25 protein-coding genes are annotated in these 26,173 nt (G+C 46.7%); 8 read left to right on the top strand and 17 right to left on the bottom strand.

Annotated elements, in window-relative coordinates; translation table 11 throughout:
- Nucleotide 1 precedes the first annotated feature (1 nt).
- The 6 genes from AAGC78_RS02005 to AAGC78_RS01980 all read right to left on the bottom strand — a co-directional run bounded on the left by AAGC78_RS02005 (nt 2) and on the right by AAGC78_RS01980 (nt 6,954).
- The gene (locus AAGC78_RS02005; protein WP_435782354.1) at nt 2–364 is read right to left on the bottom strand and encodes a GntR family transcriptional regulator; all 363 of its coding nucleotides are present in this window, start codon (nt 362–364) and stop codon (nt 2–4) included.
- Between the two features lie 86 nt (nt 365–450).
- Nucleotides 451–1,137, bottom strand: coding sequence for a DUF4386 domain-containing protein (locus AAGC78_RS02000; protein WP_435782353.1), 687 nt, complete (start codon nt 1,135–1,137; stop codon nt 451–453).
- A 15-nt stretch (nt 1,138–1,152) separates the two neighbouring features.
- Nucleotides 1,153–1,560 carry a hypothetical protein gene (locus AAGC78_RS01995; RefSeq protein ID WP_435782352.1) on the bottom strand — a complete coding sequence of 136 codons (408 nt, stop codon included), beginning with the start codon at nt 1,558–1,560 and terminating at the stop codon, nt 1,153–1,155.
- A gap of 179 nt (nt 1,561–1,739) precedes the next feature.
- Nucleotides 1,740–4,757: a TonB-dependent receptor gene (locus AAGC78_RS01990; protein ID WP_435782351.1), complete on the bottom strand. Its 3,018-nt coding sequence runs from the start codon at nt 4,755–4,757 to the stop codon at nt 1,740–1,742.
- Nucleotides 4,758–5,319: 562 nt separating this feature from the next.
- Nucleotides 5,320–6,090 (bottom strand): GIN domain-containing protein, encoded by a 771-nt coding sequence (locus AAGC78_RS01985; protein WP_435782350.1) that lies wholly within the window; start codon nt 6,088–6,090, stop codon nt 5,320–5,322.
- Nucleotides 6,091–6,150: 60 nt separating this feature from the next.
- Complete coding sequence (locus tag AAGC78_RS01980; RefSeq protein WP_435782349.1) at nt 6,151–6,954, bottom strand: DUF2884 family protein; 804 nt, start codon at nt 6,952–6,954, stop codon at nt 6,151–6,153.
- A 252-nt stretch (nt 6,955–7,206) separates the two neighbouring features.
- On the opposite strand from AAGC78_RS01980, the gene AAGC78_RS01975 reads away from it, so the two are divergent.
- The 4 genes from AAGC78_RS01975 (at nt 7,207) to AAGC78_RS01960 (ending at nt 13,583) form a co-directional block, all read left to right on the top strand.
- Nucleotides 7,207–9,537, top strand: coding sequence for a Tex family protein (locus tag AAGC78_RS01975; RefSeq protein ID WP_435782348.1), 2,331 nt, complete (start codon nt 7,207–7,209; stop codon nt 9,535–9,537).
- Between the two features lie 160 nt (nt 9,538–9,697).
- Nucleotides 9,698–10,039, top strand: a complete 342-nt coding sequence (locus AAGC78_RS01970; protein WP_435782347.1) for a zinc ribbon domain-containing protein YjdM — start codon at nt 9,698–9,700, stop codon at nt 10,037–10,039.
- A gap of 105 nt (nt 10,040–10,144) precedes the next feature.
- Nucleotides 10,145–13,000, top strand: coding sequence for a DUF748 domain-containing protein (locus AAGC78_RS01965; RefSeq protein ID WP_435782346.1), 2,856 nt, complete (start codon nt 10,145–10,147; stop codon nt 12,998–13,000).
- Nucleotides 13,001–13,139: 139 nt separating this feature from the next.
- Nucleotides 13,140–13,583: a hypothetical protein gene (locus AAGC78_RS01960; protein WP_435782345.1), complete on the top strand. Its 444-nt coding sequence runs from the start codon at nt 13,140–13,142 to the stop codon at nt 13,581–13,583.
- 89 nt (nt 13,584–13,672) lie between these two features.
- Here the strand turns inward: AAGC78_RS01960 and AAGC78_RS01955 are convergent, their stop codons facing one another.
- The 4 genes from AAGC78_RS01955 to AAGC78_RS01940 form a co-directional block, all read right to left on the bottom strand.
- The gene (locus AAGC78_RS01955; protein ID WP_435782344.1) at nt 13,673–14,197 is read right to left on the bottom strand and encodes a porin family protein; all 525 of its coding nucleotides are present in this window, start codon (nt 14,195–14,197) and stop codon (nt 13,673–13,675) included.
- A 119-nt stretch (nt 14,198–14,316) separates the two neighbouring features.
- Nucleotides 14,317–15,081, bottom strand: a complete 765-nt coding sequence (locus AAGC78_RS01950) for a sulfite exporter TauE/SafE family protein (RefSeq protein ID WP_435782343.1) — start codon at nt 15,079–15,081, stop codon at nt 14,317–14,319.
- A gap of 107 nt (nt 15,082–15,188) precedes the next feature.
- Nucleotides 15,189–15,719, bottom strand: a complete 531-nt coding sequence (locus tag AAGC78_RS01945; RefSeq protein ID WP_435782342.1) for a hypothetical protein — start codon at nt 15,717–15,719, stop codon at nt 15,189–15,191.
- 102 nt (nt 15,720–15,821) lie between these two features.
- The gene (locus tag AAGC78_RS01940; RefSeq protein WP_435782341.1) at nt 15,822–16,127 is read right to left on the bottom strand and encodes a hypothetical protein; all 306 of its coding nucleotides are present in this window, start codon (nt 16,125–16,127) and stop codon (nt 15,822–15,824) included.
- Between the two features lie 262 nt (nt 16,128–16,389).
- On the opposite strand from AAGC78_RS01940, the gene AAGC78_RS01935 reads away from it, so the two are divergent.
- Complete coding sequence (locus AAGC78_RS01935) at nt 16,390–16,860, top strand: nuclear transport factor 2 family protein (RefSeq protein WP_435782340.1); 471 nt, start codon at nt 16,390–16,392, stop codon at nt 16,858–16,860.
- 21 nt (nt 16,861–16,881) lie between these two features.
- Complete coding sequence (locus tag AAGC78_RS01930) at nt 16,882–17,442, top strand: glutathione S-transferase (RefSeq protein WP_435782339.1); 561 nt, start codon at nt 16,882–16,884, stop codon at nt 17,440–17,442.
- A gap of 71 nt (nt 17,443–17,513) precedes the next feature.
- Here AAGC78_RS01930 and AAGC78_RS01925 read toward each other — a convergent pair whose 3' ends face one another.
- Genes AAGC78_RS01925 through AAGC78_RS01895 form a run of 7 tightly spaced genes read right to left on the bottom strand, consistent with a single transcriptional unit; the run spans nt 17,514 to nt 24,658 of the window.
- Nucleotides 17,514–18,710: an ABC transporter permease gene (locus AAGC78_RS01925; RefSeq protein ID WP_435782338.1), complete on the bottom strand. Its 1,197-nt coding sequence runs from the start codon at nt 18,708–18,710 to the stop codon at nt 17,514–17,516.
- The gene (locus AAGC78_RS01920; RefSeq protein WP_435782337.1) at nt 18,703–19,494 is read right to left on the bottom strand and encodes an ABC transporter ATP-binding protein; all 792 of its coding nucleotides are present in this window, start codon (nt 19,492–19,494) and stop codon (nt 18,703–18,705) included. The genes AAGC78_RS01925 and AAGC78_RS01920 overlap by 8 nt, the downstream gene beginning before the upstream one ends.
- On the bottom strand, nt 19,491–21,047 hold the full coding sequence (locus AAGC78_RS01915) for an alpha/beta hydrolase (RefSeq protein WP_435782336.1): 1,557 nt from the start codon (nt 21,045–21,047) through the stop codon (nt 19,491–19,493). The genes AAGC78_RS01920 and AAGC78_RS01915 overlap by 4 nt, the downstream gene beginning before the upstream one ends.
- A 45-nt stretch (nt 21,048–21,092) precedes the next feature.
- Nucleotides 21,093–21,467 carry a GntR family transcriptional regulator gene (locus tag AAGC78_RS01910; protein ID WP_435782335.1) on the bottom strand — a complete coding sequence of 125 codons (375 nt, stop codon included), beginning with the start codon at nt 21,465–21,467 and terminating at the stop codon, nt 21,093–21,095.
- Complete coding sequence (locus AAGC78_RS01905) at nt 21,467–22,879, bottom strand: hypothetical protein (protein ID WP_435782334.1); 1,413 nt, start codon at nt 22,877–22,879, stop codon at nt 21,467–21,469. The genes AAGC78_RS01910 and AAGC78_RS01905 overlap by 1 nt, the downstream gene beginning before the upstream one ends.
- Nucleotides 22,876–23,751, bottom strand: coding sequence for an ABC transporter ATP-binding protein (locus AAGC78_RS01900; protein ID WP_435782333.1), 876 nt, complete (start codon nt 23,749–23,751; stop codon nt 22,876–22,878). The genes AAGC78_RS01905 and AAGC78_RS01900 overlap by 4 nt, the downstream gene beginning before the upstream one ends.
- 28 nt (nt 23,752–23,779) lie before the next feature.
- On the bottom strand, nt 23,780–24,658 hold the full coding sequence (locus AAGC78_RS01895; RefSeq protein WP_435782332.1) for a TraB/GumN family protein: 879 nt from the start codon (nt 24,656–24,658) through the stop codon (nt 23,780–23,782).
- Between the two features lie 250 nt (nt 24,659–24,908).
- Here AAGC78_RS01895 and AAGC78_RS01890 point away from each other — a divergent pair, with 250 nt between their 5' ends.
- Both AAGC78_RS01890 and AAGC78_RS01885 read left to right on the top strand, forming a co-directional pair.
- Nucleotides 24,909–25,487 (top strand): sigma-70 family RNA polymerase sigma factor, encoded by a 579-nt coding sequence (locus AAGC78_RS01890; protein ID WP_435782331.1) that lies wholly within the window; start codon nt 24,909–24,911, stop codon nt 25,485–25,487.
- Nucleotides 25,484–26,152 carry a ChrR family anti-sigma-E factor gene (locus AAGC78_RS01885; protein ID WP_435782330.1) on the top strand — a complete coding sequence of 223 codons (669 nt, stop codon included), beginning with the start codon at nt 25,484–25,486 and terminating at the stop codon, nt 26,150–26,152. The genes AAGC78_RS01890 and AAGC78_RS01885 overlap by 4 nt, the downstream gene beginning before the upstream one ends.
- Nucleotides 26,153–26,173 lie beyond the last annotated feature (21 nt).

The following is a 26,173-nucleotide window of genomic DNA, read 5'->3' as shown; positions in this document are numbered from 1 at the left end:
ATTATTCTCCTTGTGCAGCCTGTAGGGCGGCGATCAATTCTTTTTTGCTAATGCCTAGCTGGCGCATACGCACCAATAATGCCGGCACTTCGGTGGAAATAAATTTCTCTTTTTCCATGTTGTGCAATTTTTGTTGCGCATCGGGCAATACATACATTCCCATTCCACGCCGCGCCTCTACCAAGCCCATATCCACTAACTCCTGATACGCCTTACTAACCGTAATGTGATTGATTTGATAATCACTGGCGACTTGCCGCACTGAGGGCAAGGTTTCACCTTCCTTAAATGTACCCGACAATATCAGCGCAACAATCTTTTCGCGCAGCTGTCGGTAGATAGGCTGATCATCATTCCAATTCATTTAAATTTACATCTCACGTTGCAACTTGCGGGTGTACGCTAATAATGTAAAACCAAAACCCATCAAAAAGATTAAGTTTTCGTTTATTAACTCACTTTTTCAAGAGCACTTCTGTTCAAGCCTCTTGCCAACAACCAACAGCCAAAGACAAGTTCAAACAGTGCACCGGGATACATAAGCAGCTTCATTTGTTCAGGGGGATTGGACACCATGATTTTTGTTAACCCAAAGATAACCATGGAGCCATAGGTAAAAAAGCCCCACAACAAAAGCCACTTGGGGAAGTATTTTGATACATAAAATAAATACAAAAAAATTAACGCACCAACGCCCATTAATACAAAAAGAATGTTCCACATTGCACCGCTAAGTTTCATAAACATCGCAGCAAGTGTACGCAATTGGTCAGCACCAAATGCAGGCCAGGCAGCATCGTCTTTCAGTAATATTAATGGCATTAAAATAACCATTCCCGCCACACACCCCAGAAGGCCTTCACCAAACCTAAAAAGAAATGCGAGCAATGCGATGTCTTTGTTCACAACCCTGGCTATTAAATAGGATGCCCAAGAGGCCGCAATAACCACGCAATACATTATTAAATCCAGCGCTTGGGCTATTCTGAAGCGGTCAACTGTATCGATAAAATTTTCAACATTATAAATGCCGGGTTTCAGCAAAAAGGTATTCATCAACCCAATTAATGTGTATGTCAAATATGCCAAACCTAAATATTTTACGTAGGTTTGGATATTTTTATTTAGGTCATCCATCTTGGCTTTTCCCGATTAAATTCTTATTAGACGATTTCGCGAGAAAACATAACGCCAAGGAATAACAAGCGGTGTTAACACAACTCCCATACCACAGGCAAACAAAACACCAGTGGCATATTCATCAAGCCCGCCGCCCAACCACACTGGCAGCGCAAATACCAACACCCATAAGGTTTTCCAAATCAATTCAAACAATAGAATCGGGAGCATTTGCAGCGGATAGCGTACGCCCACCAGGGAGAGCAAAGAAAAGGCAACCAATATAGATTGAATAACGGAATGCGGATCGGCCACTCGCACTTCCGGGGAGATGACCAATGGCCAAATCGTTAACCCCAATCCAACCGCAATCAATAAATACATAGCGCGCAACAAATGCAGCTGCCATTTCGCCACCGCATAACCACGATCATCAACCATCTTCCCACCCTCCTTAAGCTTATATTGGTAATGCCACACTGTTATAGACAACTATAACACCATAACAACTTAACGCAATCCCCCAAAATTGCGTCCGCCATAAATAAAAATGCCGCAGACATTTTCATGTCTGCGGCATTTTTTACCTTTAACCACTAATCCAATGCGATAACCCTGAATTAGAAAGTGGTACGAGCTCCCAAGGACCAACGCGCTTCGTAGATATTCTGGAAGGCTTTTTGGTCTTTGTGTTCCAGATAGGTTTGTTGGAACTCTTCAGTGATGTTGGCACCGTTCAAGTACAGATCCACGTTCTCGGTTACGCTCCAGGTGACGTTCAGGTCGAGCTGACCGTAATCATCCTGATACAGATTTTGATAACCAAGTTCGTAGCCACCACGCGCAATCAAACGCGGAGAACGGAAGTTGTAAGCAAGGCGCGCAGAGATGGTGTCATTCTCGAACCAGCCAACCAGGTTGTAGGTGTGCTTGGAGTTGTTCGGGAATGGCAGATCGCGTTCACCCTCACCAACACCATCCTGCGAACTTTCAGACAGGGTGTAGTTTACGTCCGCACCGAAGTTCGCCAGGAAGCCATCGGTGAAATCAGCAAACGCAACCTTGGCCGCCAATTCCAGACCTTCAACTTTTCCGCCTTCACCTTGTACGGGTGACGTGAATGGATGAGGACCTCGGTTAACGCCATCCTCATCCGGTTCGTCCATCATGACGCGACCTGAAGAGAGGAAGCTGTCGATGTTGATGTTAAACAATCCAGCGCTCAACACCGAGCTATTACCCACATACCACTCAATAGAGAGATCAGTGTTGTCCGCGCGCGTTGGATCAAGCTCGGGGTTGCCCGACAAGCTGCCGTAGAGTACGCGCATACACTGGCACTCTTCGTTAAATACGCGACCTACCGTTTTACCGCCACCCCATGAGAGCAGATTAAGTGGCTGCATAGTTTCACCGTAACCAAAACGCACTTTCAAATCATCGGTAAGATCGTAAGAAAGGTTCAGCGCTGGCAATACATCGGTATAGCTACGCTTGGTTATTTCGTCACCGATATCATAGCTGGCACCCGAGTGTGGAACCGATCCACCTACGATGTTTTGCTTCACATAGAGATCAGTTTCAACAACCTTCACACCCAAATTACCGGTGAGATCACCCGCCGCGAAATTCACCTGACCAAAATAGCTCAGCTCATCTAGGCCGACGTCATAGGAAGAACCTGGATGGATAACTTCACGCTGCGGCCCAAAAATGGTGGCCAGGAAGGCTTTGGTGTTATCGAAAATGCGCGGGTTTGCCACCCACACCCCCGGGATACCTTTGGCTGGGCCGAAATCATCCACCCAAATCACATCGTTGTATTGATCACTGCGCATTGGCGGCATCAATGAGTAATTTTCAAACTCGCCGTTGACCATCTCACCCTGCGGCAAATTGGGGTCACACTCGGCCGTGCCCGCGAATTGATCCACTGCGTTATACAAGGCTGAACAGCCTGTATCGGCGTAATCACTGAATAGGTCATAGACCTGGTGATCAACTTTACGCTCGCTGTAACGCGCACCGAAATCTACGCTGGTGATAAACGGCGCATCATCAAACGCGTAGTTCCATTTAGTGCTTAAAGTACTCAGCTCACCTTCATCGCGAGTGTTGCCTTCAGAGGCGAACGCACCCACATGATAGGAATCAATGCTCGCCATGTATTCCGCAACAGTTTTATTGCCCTGACCACCAGTCACAACCTGATCAAAGCCGCCAAATACCGGATGCTTGCCAGAGGCGTCGTAAGACAAAATAAAATCAGGGTCCTCGATACCACCAGGAGAGAAAGCAGCATAGCAACCACCAAGGTCACCGACGGCCACATCATTTTCACCGCAATATTTGGACGCAACCAAACCACCAGGCCCAGTGACCAATGAACCCTTGTCGATACTCAACATATCGCCTTCGGTGTAACCGTGAAGCATTTGCGCGGAAGCGGTTGCGTGAGTTGCACGCACTTGGCCGGTAAGCGCCTCACCGTTATCAAAATTCAATTCGATATTGGTGTTCTCTGACTCTTCAAGGTTTACGTTGGTTTGCGAGAAAGATTGCAAGCGATAAGGATTCACCTCAAACGCGTTAGCGGTGCGCCAGTTTTGCACCTCACCGTCATCGCCAATCATGGTGAATTCTTCATCCAGGAATTTTCCATCCGGCACGTACAAGTAATCGCTAAATGTTTGCCAGCGGTTGTTCATCGAGAAACCGGCGCGGCGGTTGTAACGCTCTTGATCGCTATAGAAATAATCAACAACCAATTCAATACCGTCAGTCAATTGCGCCTGGAAAGATGCATTTATACCATCGCGCTGACGCTCTTCCACTTTGTGGAATGCACCAAAACCTTGTGGAGAAACGTGATAAATATCAGCATTTACTGGTGGAGTTCCAGAATAATGATTGTTAAATGTTGCACCTATGCCGCCATTTTCAGATGAATCAAAATAACCATTGTAATTGGATGCGAGATTTTTCTCGGTGGTAACAGCACTCAACACAAATCCGAAGTCTGCATTATTCCAACCAATCAAACCACTTACGGTTGGATCTGATTCTTTGCTGATGGAGCCTTGGTCAACCTCTGCCGAACCGGAAAAAGTCCAACCTTGTTCAAGGTCAAATGGGCGACGGGTTTTTAATTCAACTGTACCGGCAATACCCAAGGTGGTGAGCGTCGCGAGCGGAGATTTGTATACATCTGCACCAGAGAATAATTGCGATGGCAAATCACCAAAATCTGCCCCCGAGCTGTCGATGGTCGTTGCGCTCAGATACGTCTCACCATTTAACGAGGTCGCCACGTTCGCGAGGCCGCGGATCTGTACCGGACCACCTTCCCCTGCCGTACGCTCCACCTGAATACCAGGGATACGCTGCAATGAATCAGAAATAGTTACATCGGGAAGCTTGCCAATATCCTGCGCGGAAATGCCATCCACTACAGATGCCGCATCACGCTTGGTGTTAACCGCACTAGCCTGAGCCGCACGCACACCTTGAACAACAACTTCTTCCAACTCTTCCTGGGCAAATGCGTGCCCACCCATAACCAGCAAAGTTGCTGCTGATCCATAAACTATGGCCGCTTTATTAGCGACTCTTATTGCACTGCGAAGCTTATTAAACATGAGGTGCCCCTTGAAATAAAAACAACCATAGATGAAATAAAATCACCGATAGACAACGTTGTCCGGCGTGCACAATAGAGATTCATCATTAATGCTGTCAAACGCAGAGGGGATGGCACCAAGACAATGCAAGGCAGAATTTTCTTCTGTAATTTCAGCAGGTTAAAACCTACAAATATTATTTTTTAATCAATAAAAATACATTTCATTAACGCAATTTACATATCTTAAAATTTACTCAATTTTTTAGCACCAATTGTGATCAAAATAATTCCATCGTTCACAATAGTGAACGCATGTGAGGCACGAAAAATAAACCCACCAACTCCATTTTTGTGCAAAATCAGCAATTCATGCACCACAATATTACTCACCACTGATTTAACATGATCAAAAATCAAATAGCACGGAGGAATGGGGCAAGAAAAAGACCAAAACAAAATGCTGCACATTTTCTCGTCAATTAAAAATGTGCAGCGTCATATTTTTAAACCAATAATTCCATTTCACTAAACTGTTATTGGTGCCCTTACTGCAACTGATGCAGTAAGTTTTAATTCACTTACTTGGCATTTACATGGCTGGCGCCGCTTGAATCCGTTTTTGCTTTTGGGTTGCCGTAATAATCAACACTGGATGCGCCACTTGCATTCGCATTCAACGTTTCAGTTACGGCAGCTTCAACATGGGATGCGCCGCTGGCTTCGAGGTCTGCATTTTTGGCAGTGAGTTTTTTGCCACGGAAATTACTGGCACCGCTTGCACTCACGCGCAGCTTTTGGCTGCTGCTAGCAGATTTGATATTAGTATTGGAAGCGCCGGATAAATCGAAATTTTGCGACTGACTATTTACGCTGTCGATGCGCACATTCGCTGCACCGGACAAATCTGCTTTAAAATCAGCTGCATTCAACTTGGTAAAATCAACATTACCTGCTCCGCTGACATTGAGATGGAATTTTTCTCCTTGCAGATCACCCACTTTCGCGTGTGAACCGCCAGATATTTCCAGATAATCCAATTGTTTTACGCGCAAAGTAACGCGCACCGGATCATTGCCGTGTCCAAACCAACCAAAAAAATTTCCTTCACTCTTCACCCACACACTCACACGATTACCGGTTTGATCCACCTTCACCCGTTTCATCACTTCTGCATCGGCTTCAACGCGCAAATATTCACTGCCATCCTGAATAATATCGACCGTGGTATTGCCACCAGATACAAACTCGGTAAAGTTTTTTACCGGGTAAGTTTTGGCAATGGTTTCAGCCAATGTAACCGGTGCAAGCAGCGAAACAAAAGCTATCGTTGTTACAGCGCGAATAAACATAACAATCTCCTGAATATCTAACTCAATAAATTAAAGAAAACCTATGAATACAGGTAATGATTAGTGATTATTTACTTGATGGGCCAGATGCATTTCCTGCTCACTTACCTTAATCACATTAAATGACTCAAGCTCGGTAATAGAACGTTTTAATTGCTCTTCAATGCTATCTATCTCCACCATCGCATTGCACAATTTTTCGCCGCGCGCTTCCATCTGTACTGCGCGCGCATTCATTTGCAATTCCATTTCTTCACCGAATCTTTCCATACGGCGCTCGAAGGCATCCATGTTGCCACCCGATGACAAAAACTCTTTGCCAACCGCCAACATCAAACTGCCAATTGATTCCTGCACTGAGGTTTCCACAATGCGTTCCAAGCGGGTTTCAAATTGTTTGCCCAACAAGTCAGTCGTGTTATCGCCTTCTTTGCGATTAAAACTGATCGCCGCACCCGAGTTAAAATGACGATTGATATCGCCCTTCAAATTGGTCAGCTCGGTCGTTAGCTGCGCAGAGACTTTATTTTTCTCCCCCAACAAACCATCAAAAACCAACACCACACCTTCAATCGCCAGATCAATCCCATCCAGCGCCAAGCCCTTCACTTCAGGAATTGCTGCGCGAATATGGTTTGCGTAATTTGCAACCAAGGATTGCTGCGCGCTGGTGAGCTTTTGTATTTTTCCTCTTACTTCCAGATGCTTGTCGTCAACGATTTTATAAATCGATCGATCATCCTCATAAAACTCGATGGCATTCTCAGTAATACGCAAGCCGCCATTCAGATCGAGATTGCACGAGTTGTGCGCGGCCGCAGAGCCGGCCATTAGCAATACCACCAAGCCTGTTAATAATTTCATGTCCAGCTCCCTTCCAGAGTTAAATGCGTTCGTGAAAAAACATCCGTTAATATCGATGAATCGCGGTATTCATCAGCTCAGTCACCGCGCCGTTATTGGGTCAGACGCAAGTGAGGCGGAAACAGATTCACCGAGGGCAAAATATTCTTTTTCCGCTCATAAACACCGGCTAAAAACAAGTCTGGCAGGCGCCCTCATTTTGGGGATAATGGTGCCCTTTCCGATTCAAGCCGCAACACGAGCATTTCTTCTATGACCAGCTTACCCAGTATTGCCAAACGCATTGCCGACGAATTAAACGTTCAGGAACAACAAGTTAGCGCCGCCGTAGGGCTGCTGGATGAAGGTGCGACCGTGCCCTTTATCTCCCGCTACCGTAAAGAAGTGACTGGCGGGCTGGACGATAGCCAAATGCGTACCCTGGAAGAGCGCCTGCGTTATCTGCGGGAATTGGAAGAGCGCCGCGCGGCGATCCTCAAATCTATCGCCGAACAGGACAAGCTCAGCCCGGAATTGGAGCGCGAAATCCAGATCGCCGATACCAAAAACCGTCTGGAAGACTTGTATCTCCCCTACAAACCCAAGCGTCGCACCAAGGGCCAAATTGCCCGCGAGGCAGGCCTTGAGCCATTGGCTGAAGCGCTGTTGGCTGATCCAACTCTCGCACCGGAAGTGGAAGCAGCAAAATACTTCAACGCCGAGCACAGCATTAATGATGCGAAATCTGCACTCGACGGTGCTAAATACATATTGATGGAAAAATTCAGTGAAGATGCTGAGTTGCTCGGTCGCCTGCGTCATTTCTTAACGCAAGAAGCCACCTTTACTGCACGCGTTGCCACCGGAAAAGAAACTGATACCTCACAAGAAGTACAAAAATTCCGCGATTATTTTGAACACGATGAACCACTTAAATCCGTTCCATCCCATCGCGCGCTGGCAATGTTCCGCGGGCGCAATGAAGGTGTACTGAGTATCACCATTAAAGTGGGCGATGAAGAATCCAAGGTAGGGCATCCCTGCGAAACCATGATCGCCGATCACTGGCAAGTGAAAGACAAAGGCCGCGCTGCTGATGGTTGGCTGGCTGAGGTAGTGCGTTGGACTTGGCGAGTAAAACTGCTCACCCATTTGGAAACTGATCTGCTCGGCGAGCTGCGTGAAAAAGCCGAAGAAGAAGCGATTAAAGTATTTGCATCCAATTTAAAAGATTTGCTGCTCGCAGCACCTGCAGGGCAAAAAGCCACTATCGGCCTCGACCCTGGTATGCGTACCGGAGTAAAAGTTGCCGTAGTTGATGCGACCGGTAAAGTGCTCGATCACTGTGTGATGTATCCAACTCCACCACTGAGTAAAATTGCAGAATCTGAAGCAATTTTGGTACACCTATGCAACAAACATAACGTCGGTTTGATTGCGATTGGTAACGGTACAGCATCGCGCGAAACTGAAAAATTTGCCAAAGATGTATTGAAAAGACACACCGATATTAAAGCCAGCACTGTGATTGTCAGCGAAGCAGGCGCATCGGTTTATTCAGCATCAGAATTTGCTGCAAAAGAATTTCCGGATCTGGATGTAACTATTCGCGGCGCGATTTCAATTGCACGCCGTCTGCAAGATCCACTCGCCGAATTGGTAAAAATCGATCCAAAATCTATTGGTGTCGGCCAATATCAGCACGACGTTTCCCAATCGCAATTGGCTCGTTCGCTCGACGCTGTAGTTGAGGATTGTGTGAACGCGGTGGGAGTGGAAGTTAATACCGCTTCGGCAGCGCTGCTTGCGCGCGTATCCGGATTGAACACCACCCTTGCGAATAATATCGTTGAGTTCCGCAACCAGAACGGTGTTTTTAGTTCGCGTGCTGCGCTGAAAAAAGTCCCACGTTTTGGCGAAAAAACCTTTGAACAGGCGGCGGGATTTTTGCGCGTCGCTGGCGGTGATAATCCTCTCGATGCCTCCGCGGTTCACCCGGAATCCTATTCCGTGGTAGAAAAAATCGCACAGAAAAACACCCGTGAACTTAAAGGCTTGATTGGCGACTCATCATTCCTGCGCGGATTAAAAGCGGCAGACTACACCGATGAAAAATTTGGTGTGCCTACTGTGACCGACATCATCAAAGAATTGGATAAACCCGGCCGCGACCCACGCCCGGAATTCAAGACTGCGCAATTCCAGGAAGGTGTGGAAGAAATTACCGATTTGGTTCCCGGTATGATTCTGGAAGGCACTGTCACCAACGTTACCAACTTCGGTGCGTTTGTGGATATCGGCGTGCATCAGGATGGTTTGGTACACATCTCCGCGCTCTCGCACAACTTTATTAAAGATCCGCGCGAAGCAGTAAAAGCGGGTGACATCGTCAAAGCCAAAGTGATGGAAGTAGATGTACCGCGCAAGCGTATCGCTCTGTCATTGCGTTTGGATGATACGCCGGGTGAGAAAGTAGAAGGAAAGAAAGGCGGCGAGCGTCCACAATCGCAAAACCAACAACGCGCCGCGCAGAAAAACAACCCGGCTCCATCAGCAATGGGCAGCATGGGCGCCCTGCTGCAACAGGCGATGAAAAAGAAATAGCAACACCACCTCTTTTACTCCCCCATCGACGGATGGGGGAGTAAAAGAACTCGTTTTTACCAGCTACAATTTATTACTGATCAACCTTCCGCAACACTTACCCTGTACACTTTCCGGCACACAGAAAGCGACACAATTCCTCTAATCAAAAGATGTATTTATGAGCACACTTCCCGCCTGCCCCAAATGTAAATCCGAATATACCTACGAAGACGGCGACTTAATTATTTGCCCGGAATGCGCACATGAATGGTCAAAAAATGCATCTGCGACAGAGAGTGAAGATGCCCTTATCGTGCGCGATGCCAACGGTAATTTGTTAGCCGATGGCGACTTTGTGACGCTGATAAAAGATCTGAAAGTTAAAGGCTCCTCCTCGGTGCTGAAAGTGGGAACCAAAGTAAAAATTAACCGTCTGGTAGAAGGCGACCACGACATCGACTGCAAAGTGGATGGCATAGGCGCAATGATGCTGAAGTCGGAATTTGTGAAAAAGGCCTAAGCTGAAAATTTAGCGCGCATGCCAGACAGATTAGCCTCGCACCACCAGTAAGTGTGCTAGATTCCCCATCTAGCACCGGAACAATCAAGCATTGAAGGAGATAGGATGAAAGCGTTCATCAGGCCGCTTTTCCAGCATCGGTTTATCCGCTTGGCCAGCTACACATATCTCGCTTACCTACTGGTTTGTGTATTGGTAATCAGCCCTCTGCTCACCTGGGGTTTAGGGAAGCTTTACCAGCAACAGACCGGACGCAACCTTGAACATGGGCTGGTCAGCCTCAACCCGTTTAACCTCGCAATTACCGCGCGCAATCTGCAGGACAATAACCCAGACGGCAGCCTGCTCTGGTCAACCGATCGCCTAACACTGAACCTTTCGCTCCTGCAATCACTCGCGCACCTATCCTACACCCTGGATGAGATAGCGATTGATAAGTTATTCCTGCATCCGCAAATTGTTAAAAACGGAAAGTGGAATTTTGAAGATATTTTACAACACCAAAAAACGCTCGCTTCGACCACAACAAAACCATCAACACCTGCCGAAAAACCAATTGCAGTAGCGATCAATAACATTGCACTCAGCTCGGCTACATTTGAGTTTAGCGACTTACAACAATCGACAGCATTTCACTCGCGCCTGGAAAATATTCAATTCACACTCAACAATTTTTCTACTGCCACCAATCAAAACCAAACCTACAATTTCCACGCAGGAAAAACCGAGACAGGCGAGCTGACGATTACCGGCCAGCTGCATGCAGACAATACCCAAGGCGAGTTATTGCTCTCCAATATCAACCTACTGCCGGTATGGCAATATTTTAAAAGCGATCTGAATTTCACATTGGAAGCAGCAAAACTCAATGGTAAAAGCCAATTTGATTTGCAATGGAAAGACAATTTCAATTGGTCGATTAAACAAGCCGAATTATCACTAACCAATACCAAATTACGCAGCGGCAAAAAAGACGCGCGCAATGCAGAGCTATCACTCGCGAAACTGCAAGTAAAAAATGTATCTGCAGCGAGCCGCAATCAATTAATTAGCATTGCCAACGTTCAGCTAGACGGATTGCAATTAGGCAGCTGGAATCAAGGCGGCGATACTGGTCTCGCACGCGCGTTCGCACTTAAGAACACAACACCATCAAGCGACGCCAGCCCACCTTGGGAGTTTGCAATAAACACCCTAACCGTCAATAACGCTGCCGTTGATTGGAAGGCGGGGGAATTAAATAATCACCCCTTTAAGGTTCGTAAGTTAAATCTATCAGCAAATAAAATTGATAGCCGCAGCACAACACCGGCTCCGCTAAAGGCCTCAGCAACTATTGACGAAACATCCACCTTATCAGTTGATGGCAGCTTCAATATGAATTCGCTGGATGGTGATTTCTCCTCCAGTTTACAGGCCTTTCCAATCGACACACTAAAACCACTGACCGCGCCCTACCTAAAAGCCGATATATTTACTGGCCAGATGGCAACTAATGCTGAATGGAAAGTTCGCAACGCAGAATTAGTACAAATTATCAGCCAGGGAACAGTTACGGATCTTAAGGTTGGACCACTCGCAGACGCCCAGGAAATATTAACCGGCAACAGCCTTACCTGGAGCGATGCGCAGATCGATATCGTTGAGCAAACTATTGATGTTCCACTACTCGAAGCGAGCGGATTAGATAGTCGATTTATTATCACCAGCGAAGGGAAAACCAATTTTGAAACGCTTATTCCAGTCACTGTTGCTACACCGGATGCCGCACAACTAACACCCGCAGCAGAGGAAAAGCCCTGGGCATTTGCCCTGCATAAATTTATTCTGAAAGAATCATCATTCCGCTTTCACGATGAATCCTTAATGCCTAACTTTGTCGCCGTGGTACAAAACTTTGGCGGCACCCTGAACGAACTCTCCTCCGACAATAGCAAACCAGCACAATTTAAATTCAATGGTGATGTGGATGGTTATGCACCGGTTAGCTTGCAAGGCAAAACTCAACCCTTTCTTGCACAGCCACAATTGGATGCCCAACTGAATTTTGAAAATATCGACCTGGGTAATTTCAGCGGTTACTCAAGCACTTATGCCGGCTGGAAAATTGAACGCGGTTTGCTGAGCGCTAATTTGCACTATCGCCTGAATAAAGGTTTGATTGTCGGTGACAACCATATTGAAATGGATCAACTGCAGTTGGGCGACCGCGTAGAAAACGCCAACACCATGGATGTACCTTTGCGCTTAGCCCTGGCATTAATTACGGATGCCAATGGCGTGGCCACCCTCGACATCAATGTCAGCGGCAACCCAAATGATCCCAACTTTGATATGGGCAAAATTGTGCGCGCGGCGTTTTCCAACACGCTGAATAAAATTATTAAATCCCCATTCAAGCTGCTCGCCAATCTTGTCGGAAGCAAAGAAGATTTAGGCTACTTGCCATTCAACTCTGGCTCACCTCGGTTACTTGCTACCGCTACCCGCAAACTCAATGCGCTAAATGAAGCGATGATCAAACGGCCAGAGTTGCGTATCGAATTGCGCGGTTTTTACGATCAGAAAACCGACTATCGCGGCATACAGGTGGAGCACATCAAGCCCATCTTGTTAGAGAGCGGGCTGAGCAACGCTGATATCAAAGCCAAGAACGAGCAATGGCAGGATGTTATTGATGAGCATTATAAAAAACTGGATATCGAACATAACCGCAACGCATCGGCAGATGAAAAATATGAGCGCTGGCTGCAAACAGTAGAGGTCACCGAGGACGATCTAGCCAAACTCGCCGCCGCCCGCAGCCTCAACGCCAAACAATTTCTGGTGCAACATTTAAAAATAGATAGCAGCCGCGTCCTGATCAACTCAAATCTGGATTGTAGCAAAGCAGAGATGTGTAGCCGCCGTATTGTGAAACTGGAATTATCTGATTCAAACCAAATGTTGCCATCACCCTAACCATTTCGTGTTTGGTCGGCAGGGCGAGGTTAATGGTTGATAGGCTAAAAATTAGTCGCGTGTTTTTGTATTTTGTGACGCAAGTCAGTAACATAAGCGCCAACTCCCAGGATTTACTTTGCTTACAGGAGAAAGCGTAATGGAATTAGGAGTAAAGGCAGTTGTTGGCGGCGCCGCACTATTCGTGCTAGGTGGTATATCGGTTTATCTTCTCACCAGTGCCCCATCCAATGCAGTACCACCAGAATCAGCATCAGAGACTGTATTAACTACATCATCCGCGCCAACAGTGGAAATCAACAGCAGCGCGACCAATGCAGAATCATTTTACGCAGCAGCAGAAGCACGTCGCGAACAACAGTTAATAGAGAAGTCTGAAGCAGATAGACTAACGAAACTAAGAAAGATCAAAGAGAACAGCACTGAATGTAAATTTTGGAAACAGCAGAACAAAACGTCCAGTGCAGCAGCGAAAATCGAGGAAAAAATCACCCAGTACTGCACACTACCAATCAGCAGCGCAAGCAGTGAGAGCAGTTCAAGTGCATCATCTGGAGAGGGGACAACTAACGTCGCTGGATAAGTGGACTTCGCAGAAGAGCAAAAAACGAACTATGTGATGGGTCTGGTTTCCAAAGCGGAAATCCAGACCAATCACAAGTGGTGCAGATATTAGAAGCGGTAATCTACATTAATGGATACACCACTTAACTCAATTCCCTCTTTATCACCATCATATTTAGAGTCGCCATTCAAAATCATGCGATACTCCAAGTTGAAATTCAGCTGAGGAGTGACCGAGAAACCCACACCTGCACCGTAAGAAAAACCATTCAAGTCAACAGTGTCGTCTTCACCTGACTCAGCATCCAGCTTAATCACACCAAAGGTGTAACCCAATAAAAGATAGGTTTTAGCTGTGTCATTTGAGCTTTCAGTGCGGTAGTACAAAGAGTTATAGATCAGATCAAGGCCATCCTCAGAACCGTACCCGAGCCGCGCCTCACCTCCGACGTAAGGGTTAAGTTTGTAGCCGCCAAGCAGCTCACCCGTAGTCCAATCAAGAGAACCACCGCCGTCAAAGCGCATTTTCACATCTGCTGCACCGCCGCCCAAATAGAAACCGCCTGTCGCGTTATCACCTGCAACCGCGACCATAGGTAAACTTAATGCAACAGCAGCTAACCAATTTTTCATTTTTGAATCCTTTAATAGATTGTTGTGTTCACGGTGATCCTGTCTACATCCCAAGTTGATCGCCCCGCAACTAGCGTCTGCATAATACCCAATTTGCACGCAAATTCCAGCCAACTGGTTCATCCGAACAAGCCCAACCCGCCTTCATAGGTTAGCTTGATACCCGCAAAAAACAAAAAACCGTAGCTAACCCAATAAAAAACCTTATCCGATACCCGATGATGTAAATACACGCCCAGCAATACCCCCAAAGGTGCAAACGGCAGAAGCGCCAGCGAGGTATAAAAAGAACCGCTGCTGATCTGACCAAGCCACACGTAAGGGATTAATTTAATAAAGTTGATGATGGCAAAAAATAAAATTGTTGTGCCCGCGAGTACAGACTTCGATAAATGCTGCGGCAATAAATAAATCGCGATGGGGGGACCGCCGGCATGGGCGATGTAACTCACATAACCGGCAATGCTGCCCCAAAAACTACCTGCAATTTTATTGGGCGCGCGCTGTTCCAGTTGCTCTAAAAAATGCTTACCCCATAAATAATGGGCAACAAAATAAATCGACAATAACCCAATGATCAAGCGCACCCAATCGGCGTTAGTCATTTCAAATGTCAGTGCACCAGCAATAGTCCCAAGCAAGGCTCCCGGCAACAGGATTTTTAAATTGAGTTTGTCCCAAGTGCCACGGAAGCTCCACAAGCTCACAGCATCCATACTGCACAAAATTGGCAATAAGATTGCGGCTGCAAGGCGAGGATCAATCATCAGCGCCAACAACGGAACGGCCAGGGTACCAAAACCACCGCCAAATCCACCTTTGGACATACCAACTAAAATCACTACAGGAATGGCAAGGAGATAAAAAGAGAGATCACTAATCATGAAAAATTACTGCGTAGGAAAAACAGCAGCATGATCATTTAGGCAGGATTTTTCCAGCGCTATCCTTGCGCATGGATAAAATTTTACGCGATTTCAGCAGAGGTGAATTATTCCAGAGTTACCGGATAATAATCGTATTCGCAGTAATTGGAGTTGATATCGCAAATCTCAATAAACAGATAAACCTTTTGCGGTACCTTGTTAATTAACGAATAAATATCAACCTCACGCGATGAACCTTCGCACGACATATAAAAATCATTCGTATATTCACACACCCAACCACCCGCTTGGTCACACGGGCGACCAGCACCGCAGGTTTGAGTATAGATTGGCAAGCTGCCCGCAATATTAGTGCGATCATTAATGCGCAAGGTAACGCGATAATCTTCAAGGCTATCTACATCCCAAAAAATTTCGTATAGGCCATCATATAAATACGGACTCAACGCCAGTGGAGGATGATTGGGATTTGCGGTATCGACATCGTAACTATCGATAATATCGAAAGCGCGTAATTCAGGAACAAAGTTATCGTGCGGGTCTTCCACCACCACAGTGCCGCCGCCCCCACCACCGCAAGCGGACAAGGAAATAGAGAGGATAAACACCAACGCAGCGGACAGCATCTTGATCATGGCGGAACTCCGTAGAGGATACGAAGTTCATGCTAGGATCAAACCACTGAATCCTGCCTGAATAATTCGCACAGCAATTAGAATTCGATGCAGCAGCGTTTGTTAATGACGCAAAGTAATCGGGGGCTTTAAATTTACTGAACCGTCGCCTTCCAATTGCGCGTGCTGGGTCGATTCTGCATTGCTGACAATGACAATCGATTCCATAAACAAAGGCCGCCGCACAAACCACAACTGCCAACCAAAACTTTCCAGGCTGTGTAGGGCGAGCAATTGGGATTCATTGAGGTAGCGCCCCAAGTCAATAGGCACTGCTTTTTGCGCGCCGCGCCGGTCATCAACAATGTGTTGCAAACGCTCGGCGAGACTGGATTTGAGGGGTAATTTTGTGGTTCTAAGTTCCCGCATACTGCAACTCCCTTGATTCGTTTAACCAACCCTAAGGCTATCGACATGAAAACATGTGACACCCTTCACACTCAGTGTCGCGAGAATTAGCACTATTGTCAAAAACCGTGTTGGAATATCCAGATTGGCCATCAGCATGCTTTTATATAATTAGCCTATATGGCTCACCAATTAGACGCTAGAATCACCCTATTACAACAAGCCTGACCTCGGCACACGCAACATAACTCGGTCGCCCTATCCACATACCAAGGGTTTTCCTATGAATCACACTGCACGCAAAAAACCATTTATCACCCGCCTTTTACTTATCGCCAGCCTGTGCATCAGTCCTGTGTCATTTGCAGACAACAAAGCTGATGTCCAACTCGTCAGCAAAAAAGTAGAGCAACTGAGCAAGGCCATGATCGATGCCGATGGCAAAGCACTTAAACAACTATCTTCGCCCTTATTGAGTTACGGCCATTCCGGTGGACACATTGAAGACCAGAGTGCGTTTATTGAAAAAATTGTCAGCGGAAAATCCGATTTCGTCACCATAGAGCTGGCCGACCAAACAATTGCTATCTCCGGCGATGTAGCACTGGTGCGCCACAATCTCAATGCCGATATTAAAGACGGTGGTGTGCCCAATAAAATTCACTTGGGTATATTGCTGGTATGGCAAAAACAAGCAGGAGAGTGGAAATTGCTCGCACGCCAAGCATTTAAATATCCACCGCAAGCGCAATAACAATTCACCCGGAACATCGTTATGAAACTTTACGGCAGCTACACATCACCTTTTGTTCGCCATGTACGTATTGTGTTATTGGAAACCAACCAAGCTTGCGACTTTGTTGAAACAGACCAAGCAAGTAGCGCAGTTAAGTCACCCACACAGCGCGTACCTTTTCTGGAGGATGGAGAAACATTTTTAACCGACTCAGCGTCGATTGTTAAATACTTGCGAGAAAAGGCAGGACAAACTTACTGCAACACCGCAAAAGAATTGGATGATGTCTGTTTGGTTAATACAGTGCTGGATACCACAGCAAACCTGTTTTTCATCAAGCGAGATGGAGTGGATGTGAATGCAATTCCCTATTTACAGCGTCAAGCTGCGCGCATTCACTCAACGTTAGCCGAATTAAACCAATCCGCCCTGCCGACAAGCGCGCCCTATAACGAGGCTCAGCTCAGATTGGCTTGCTATATTGGTTGGGCAAAGTTTCGTAACCTGGTGGACTTTTCTGTATTTGAAAATCTGGAAAAATTTTATAGCGGAATAAATCACTACGATCATTTTGTAGCGACAAAACCACCGCAAAGCTAAGCCATTTTTCATTTTGCAACATTCTGGATAATAAAAAAGGCGCCTGTGCGCCTTTTTTATTATCAACATCGCTACGAAACCCCGTAGACAATTTTAGGTTTGCGCAACTGTCGAATGGTGTAGATCAAAAAGCTGGCCACAATAACACCAGACACTAACCATACCTGCAAAAAATGCGTGACCGTAATTGTGCCACCCAATAATAAATCCTTAATCAATACCTGATGCCCCAACACCGGCACCCAACGGAACCACTCAGCATACGCACTTGGATTAAATAACGTGTAGAACAGCGGCACCATCGGAATAAATACCATCAACCCCATGTAGGTTTGTGCATCTTTAAAGCTGCGGGCAAATAATGAAATCAAAAACTGTAGCCCGGTTGCCAATAGTGCGAGCGATGCCAGCACAACAAAAACGCCCGCCAATTCCAGCGGAGAAACATCCACACGCAACCCCAGCTCCTTAAACGGAACATAGGCAAATGCACCAATCAACAGCACCACTTCAACCAGTAAAATAGTCAGTGTCAGAGAAAAACTATTCAGCCATTTACCCAATACTAGTGCAACTGAAGATACCGGTGTTATTAATAAGGATTCCAATGAGCGACGCTCGCGCTCGCCTGCGGTCATATCTGCACTGAAGCCGACGCTGCCCATAAACGCCGTGAGTATTAATAACATGGGCAAACTGGCCATTACAAAAAAGCCCATTTTTTCATCGCTGGCAACGTTGAGGTCGCGAATATAAACCGGATTGGCAACGCTGGGAGAAATACCGCGCGACAATAGTCGCAAACTCCCCATACGCGCATTCCAGCTCCAGATTTGCTGCCGCACAAAATGGATTGCACCTTGCAATTTATTATCCGTTGCATCAAAAACCAATGCGAGTTCAATTGACTCACCGGTTGAGAATTTTTCGCGCGCGTCATCTGGAATAATCAACGCATAACCCAACTGTCCCTGTTCAACTTGTTGATAGGCATCATCGCCTACTGCATCAACTTGCACGCCGCGCTCTTGCAGCCATTCAACCAAATGAGGCAACTGCTCTGCACCTACAACCGATAATTTGATAGGCTCATTATTGGTCGCCTTGGATTGATTGCTCATATGGATAATAAACATGGAGGACGCAACAAAAACCCCGACAAAATAAATTGGCATAAGCAATGTCATGCGCAGGCTTTTTTTATCGCGTAGCGAATCCCTCCACTCTTTGCGAAACACTATCGCAATTTTATTGAATAGCTCACCCATGTTGCAGCTCCTGTTGCGACTGAACCAGATTGACAAACGCATCCTCCAGATTATGTGACTTGCCCGCATCCAGAATTGCATCAAGATTGCCATCGGCTAAAATTTTTCCGTGCGAAATTACAATAAGCCGATCACACAAACCGCTAACCTCATGCATTAAATGACTGGAGAAAATAACACAGCGCCCTTGCTGTTTTAATTCGTGCAACAAACGCCGCACAGCGCGGGTGGTGATTACATCCAAACCATTGGTAGGCTCATCCAATAAAACATGTTGCGGTTGATGCACAATGGCGCGAGCCAATGCCGTCTTCATTCTTTCGCCTAGTGAGAACCCTTCCGCGCGACGTTCCGCAATGGATTCCATGCCCAACCAACCGATCAATTGATTGACAGAGTTTTCTAACACATCGCCTTTCAGCCCCTGCAATTCGCCGAAATAACGAATATTTTCGCGCGCGGTTAAACGTTTATACAACCCGGTATCATCAGGCAACACACCTAATTGCTGGCGCGCTGCATTAGGATTTTTACTGACTTGATGCTCGTTGACCCACACATCGCCCGCACTCGGTTGCAGCAAGCCGTATATCAAGCGCATCAAGGTTGATTTGCCTGCACCATTCAAGCCTAGCAATCCGGTGATCTCCCCATCATTCAGCGTGAAGCTGACATCATCTAACGCCGTAATAACTGAAGGTGTTGTATCTGATTTTTTTGAAAAGGCAAATCCGCTGCGTTTTTTTATCGCAAAGGTTTTACTGAGATGTTCCACTCGAATCATGGCTGCTCACTCCCTGTCGACAGCATATTATCTGCAGCCGAAGCCGGTGTTTTCTTTTGATTTGCCCCCAACACTAGCGGCAGCGGTTTTATATTATTTACGCAATCGGATTTCACATTCTGCATGGAAGCGCGTTCAATGAACTGCGCAATTAATTGCGGAACACAGCCTTCGGAAGAAATAGAATGGTTACCGCCAGCCGCGCTTAGCAAAGTCGCATTTGGTAAATGCGCCGCCACCTCTTTAGCCCATGCTTCAGGTGTAACCGGGTCGTGTTTTCCAGAGAGCAATAACGCAGGTATGCCACTTTTAATTGGTTGCCAATAATCAGCAGGTAATTCAGCTTTTGGCCAGAGCGCACAAACAGGTTGTATCTCTTTTACAAAGGAATAGCCCAAAAACGGTTTGCTCTGCTCAATATCAGTTTGCGAAACCAACGGCCAATCTTCATTGCAGATAACGCTGTAACGCATGCCCTCGGTAATATTCATCAATTCTGATTGCTCACCAGACAACGCAAATACCGCCGCCAGTAAACGATAATCTTCTTTTTCTGCATTGCTAATTGCACGCGGCAACAACACCGTCAAATCGCGCGAATAAAGCGACATAAAAATCAGTGATGAAAATATCCTCGGCGTTAGCTGGAGTGTTTCCGTTAATTGATTGCGTGGGTGTTCATAAGAAACACTGAGTGTTTCGCCTTTCTCTTGCAGTGACTTCAACCGCTGCAATACCAATTCTGCTTTTTGTACTATATCGCCATACTCTGCCGCGCAATCAGCTTGCGCCAGACACTCATTGCTCACTGCACTCAATGCCGCCATCGCATCGCGAGAAAAGTATTTAGGCAGGGCAATATTCACTGGCGCCACACCATCTAAAACAATCGTGCGCGCTTGCTGCGGAAACCGCCGTGCATACTCAAGTGCAACTCTCGTCCCGTAGGAGCCGCCCCAAAGATTAATCTTGCTGTAGCCTAATGCAGCACGCACCGCGTCCAAATCCTGCACTGCATAATTAGTGGTATAGAAAGCAGAATTATTGCGATACTTTTCTGCGCAACTTTTCATTAAGGACAAATATTTTTCGGTTTGTGCCGCTTCCGGTAAGGTCAACTCTTCAGGCTTGATTTGCTCACACGCCAACGGATTGGATTTGCCAGTGCCGCGTTGATCCACAAAAACCAGATCACGATTTTTACGCACATCCGCAAAAAAAGTATGTATTTGATTGGCCATATCAATTGAGGAACCGCCTGGGCCGCCCTGAATTAGAAAGAGCGGATCGGCATCTGCGACAGGACTAATGGCGGGCAAGCGCAAAATGGCCAAGCGAATATCAGCGCTATTTGGATCTGCGGGATTTTCTTTTACAGTTAACTCGCCACACTCCGCCCGATACACCAGCGGGGATTTACCCGTTTCAACAAAACCGGGGCAAGCCTTCATAATCGTATTTGTCGCAAGTTGATTTTCTGCTTGCGGACTACACGCCGGTAAAGCACCGAGCGCCGCAAGACCGGCACACCGGATTAACCAATATGTTTTCATCCTTAGTTCCTTAATTAACGCCATATCTATCGATAACGGTTAGATTTATTTATCGCCCAATAATTCGCGCAGATTCGCCAGCAGCACTTTATCGGGAATTTCTAATTGGCGAGCAGCAAGAATTAATTGTTCCAATTGCGGCTGCAAATGTTGCAAGCGCTCCTGCTCGGAATTTTGCGGCGCACTCTGCGCGGCAATTTGCATCGGTTTACCACGCTGCCGCACGAGTAAACCTTCCACTTCCAATAAACTGTAGGCTTTGGAGATCGTCATAGGATTTACTGCATGCGCCACTGCAAGTTCACGCACAGAAGGTAATTCATCGCCCGCTTTTAATTGGCCGCCGGCCACCATGCGGCGCACTTGTTCGACTAACTGACGATAAATGGGAATGCCCGACTGGGGATCTAATCTGAACATCAGTGAGCTCTCCGCGAAAAGTTTATTCTCAAACTCGCGGCCTGAGCGATGGGACGCAACGCCAGTCCGAACAATAGAAAGCCGAGGACAAGTATCATTACCAAACTCTCAGGAGACTGCCCATTTTTTTCCACCAACCACCAACAACAACCCGCCAGCATCAACTGTCCGATCACATATAAAAACACGGCAAAATTCCACCATTGAACGCTGCCATGCGTCCGGCAATACACCAGCCAAGCACATTGAAAGTAAAACCACCAAAAGCTCAACACCAATACAAAATAATAGGCGCCCCGTAACAATGATGATCTATCCAAATAAAGATCCGGATAGATCAATTGCACCACCAAGAATCCTGCTACACAGAACAATAGCGCGTCCAGTAACAAGACTTGCAGATAACGCCGCTCAATCGCTTTAAATAGCGCAGCACGACTGCCAGGAAAATAGAGCCAGGTACGCCCGAGGTTGTGATACATCCACATGATGAACCCCAAGCCAGCACCGCCCAGAAATCCCCACACACAAATAACAGCCGCCACTTGAGCTAGATCCTGAAGTACATTCGAAATACCAAAGATACGGCATAGCGAAAAAACCAGCATCAAGATCACTAACGCAACTAACCAGTTAACCAAGCGCGCTAACCGACTGCCCGCACCTCCCATCAACAAATAGATATAAGCATCTTGCGGCGATGCATTTTTTGCGGGGAAAAACCTTAGCCAGCGTTGCGCTACACCTACCAAAATTCCCTGACCACCCGAAGCGTTTTGACTGCGCTGCTGCAAGGTTTCCCATGTAGCGACCATAAAGGGATTGCTGATTCGTTTCTCAGGCAGCCACCGCAACCACCAACGGATATATACCCACCATGCTATTACCGCAACGCAGCTGTAACACCACAAGGGAATCCAGAGCGGCCATATCAATCGGTAAAATCCCCAACTGAATAACCACAGCAGCAATAATCCATATTGTGGCGAGAAAACCAGACTGGCAATAAAACCAAACGACAACAAAGAGCAGAGCGTCCAACTGCCTATTACGCTGGCAGCAAGTGCTTCCCCTTTCATAAATTGCAACAAGGTCAGTGCTACGGATATCAAAATTATTATCGCGAAATGGATAACCAGCGCGCGCTGCCGCACATTGGGTAATAAATTGAGACTGCGATTAGACGCTAGCACCAACAGCTGCCCATGAATAACTAATGCGGCATTAAAAAACCAGATACCAAACAAAACAGGCGCGGGAATCCAAAACCACGCATAACCCAATACACTTCCCACTGCGCCCAACAACACGCAGCCAAGGCTACCGATAAGTATCCAGAACTGGTAACGCGCAGGCATCGTCAGCAAACGGAACAACTGCCAATATGCACTCACTATCCGCGGGGCACTCATGGATTTAACTCCATGAAAATATCCTCCAGCCCCAAATATTCCACATCCACTTTCGCGTTATGGATAGCAGCTAACTGTGGCACCAAGGATTCTTGCCACGAATTGAATACCAACTGCGCTTGCTTACCCTGAATTTTTTGTCGGCAGAGACCGGGATACTCCAGTCGCGGCGGTAAGGTTTCAGACGCATGGAGATAGACACGCGCGAAGGATTCTTTGAGCGCATCCAACTCGCCTTGATAAGCCAATGCTCCGTCGCGCATCATCCACACCTGATTAGCCACTCGCTCTACATCGCCGACGATGTGAGTAGAAAAAATCACCGAGCGCGAGCTATCTGCAGCTATATCCACCAGTTGCTGTAAAAATTGACGGCGAGCAATGGGATCAAGACTTGCGACAGGTTCATCCAGTACCAGAAGCTCGGGATCATGGGCAATCGCCAGGAGAATGGAGAGTTTTTGGCGCTGCCCCAACGACATCTTTCCTACAATACTATCCATAGGAATAAGCCACTCAGCTATCAGCTTATCAACCAACATCTGATTCCAATTGGGGTAATACGCCTTAAACAACGCAAGGTGCTCCCACCCATTCAGGCTCTGCATTAATTCATCTTGCTGCGGCACAAAACCAAGGCGCGGTTTTGTAGCGCAATCAATATCAGTCGCGGCAACACCCCAGAGTTTTGCATCACCCGCAGTGGGAAAACCAAACCCCAAAATAGTTTCCAACAAGGTGGTTTTGCCTGCGCCATTTTTACCAAGTAATGCAACTACTTGACCGGGCAATACTTGCGCGCTAATCCCTTTTAATACCGTGACGCCACCTAAATTACGCTGTACATTGTTTAACGATACCGGCGCTGTCATAGAAATCCCTCGCAAAAAAACCTAAAAATTATTTTATTAATTGATACGCTTTTATTTTGTAACCACGCTTTTCCAATTGCGCGAGCAAACCTTCTTCACTACTGAGATGTAGGCTACCGACCAATACCAATTCAATCTCGGGGGATTGGAACATTTTTTCAATTTTGGGTAGCCAAGCTTGATTGCGGGCAATAAGCAAATTCTCATAAATTTCCGGAGCTTCTTTGCGCATATCGGCGGCCATTTCTTTATCTAATTTTTCCAATTCACCGGCACGCCAATAATTCACCGACTTACCCAATACCTGATCCATTTTGCGTATATCGCGCAGCGTCGATTTGATCACCAGATTTGCATCCATATCGGCAAGCGATACTAATTGCCCTAACACTTCACTCGTTGTTTCCAACTCTTGCGTTGCTTTTCCATCGAGGATGGCTTTTTGATAAAAAAATGTATCGACGCCCTGTGCTACGCCATAGCCTTTGCGCTGCATCTCGGTCATCGATAACGACAGGCTGACAAACATCGCTTTAAACACACTCATCTGCTCAAGCGGAAACTGGCTTTGCTGCGCAACGGCCTGCAACTCTTGCCAGAGTTTTGGTTGCAAATCCTGGGATAATTTTTTGCCATCGCTATACATAAACGCCTGCGCCATTTGCTGACCAAATTCAGGCGAACTCGCCTTTTTCATATCGGTTTCCAGCACGAGCACATCTGATTTTTCATATGCCTGCTCAAATTCTGCAGGTAGTGGATAGTCGCTAGCGCGCAACACATGGATGGTGCCGCCAAGATAAATCTTTTGCGCCCCCTTGCTGACTTCATAAAGGCTGGTATCTGCATTGGCAGCAACACTGGCGAAAGCCAACAACGCGACGATGATGTTAAAGCGAGATCCCATAGTGAATTCCCTGTTATGGATAAACTTGGACTAGTTTAAATTGATGTGTATTACTACACTAATACACAAAGGTGAATCTGGCAAGCTCCGAGCGGATCTTTAGGGGTATCGATAAAGACATCTACACGCCATTACCCAGCCAATACTGATCCAGACGAAGCTAAATAACGTAAAAGGAGGCTATAGACTGTCAAAAACTAACCAGTAGGCGATAATGAGACTTCACTTGACGACGAAAAAGGCTGTGTCAATGACTGACTCTACCGCCGCACCTGATATGCCGGATTGGGGTGCATTGCTAGCACGAGTCGCCGAGAGCGACGATAAACTGGCTTTCCGTGCGATATACCAGCACTTTGCGCCGCGCATCAAAGCCTATGCAATCAATCAGGGGTTTAGCCAACACGCTGAAGTGCTGGTGCAGGAAGTGATGACCAGTGTGTGGCGCAATGCCGACAAATATTCAGAATCGCTTGCGTCTGTGTCCACCTGGATTTTCACCATCACCCGTAACCAACGTATCGACCTGTTGCGCAAATTGAATCGCAGCCGCGCGGAGATAGTGATCGAGACCGAAGACCTGTGGCAGATCCCCACTGAAGATACGACCATTTTTTCTATCCAGAATTTATCGACCGAAAAATTTGTGAAAGCCGCGCTCGATAAATTGCCGGAAGAGCAGATGATCGCATTGCGCAAAGTGTATTACGAAGGAAAAACCCACGAAGAAGTTGCAGAGGAATTGGACATTCCGCTGGGTACAGTGAAGGGGCGCTTGCGTCTGTCATTACAGAAATTACGCGTGATGTTTGAGGCAAAAGAAATATGAACGGCAGCCATCCTGATGAAATGACACTGATGGATTACGCCGCGGGCAGCTTAAGCATCCCGCAGGCATTGGCAGTCTCTGTGCATATGTGTTTTTGTCACGAGTGCCGCAGTCTTGTGAAAAATTTTAACCATCTCGGTGGCGCACTACTGGAAACACTCAAACCTGCCAGTGCCGATGACAGCGTTTTTGATGCGCTAATGGCATCGCTGGAAGCACGACCATCAGCAGCAAGAGCAAAGAAAAATACCACACACCTTGAAGAAAAAAGTGTGCCTCATTTTACCAATCCATTATTGCGTTATTTACCAACCTCCATCGACAAGCTGCCATGGCAACGCCAAACAAAAGAAATCGGTCAATTTGATTTAACTCCGCTGGTCAATGTGAAAGGCTTTCGCGTTGCGCTGCAAAAAATCAAAGCCGGTGCAAAAATTCCTACACACACTCACAAAGGCATTGAATATACAGTGCTGTTAAGCGGTGCATTCTCCGACGAAATGGGTGTTTACCAAGCAGGTGATTTTATCGCACGCGATGCAAGCCATCACCACAGCCCGGTCGCACTGCAAAATGAAGATTGTATTTGTCTAACCGTGTTGAGCGCGCCGCTGAAATTTACCGGCTGGTATAGGATTTTAAATCCGTTTATGTCGTGGCGATAAGTATTTTTCCATAAACAAAAA

The sequence above is a fragment of the Cellvibrio sp. genome (genome assembly GCF_039207905.1).
Lineage (GTDB): Bacteria > Pseudomonadota > Gammaproteobacteria > Pseudomonadales > Cellvibrionaceae > Cellvibrio.
The sequence above is the reverse complement of the archived record's forward strand: the minus strand, read 5'-3'. Positions and strand labels throughout refer to the sequence as shown.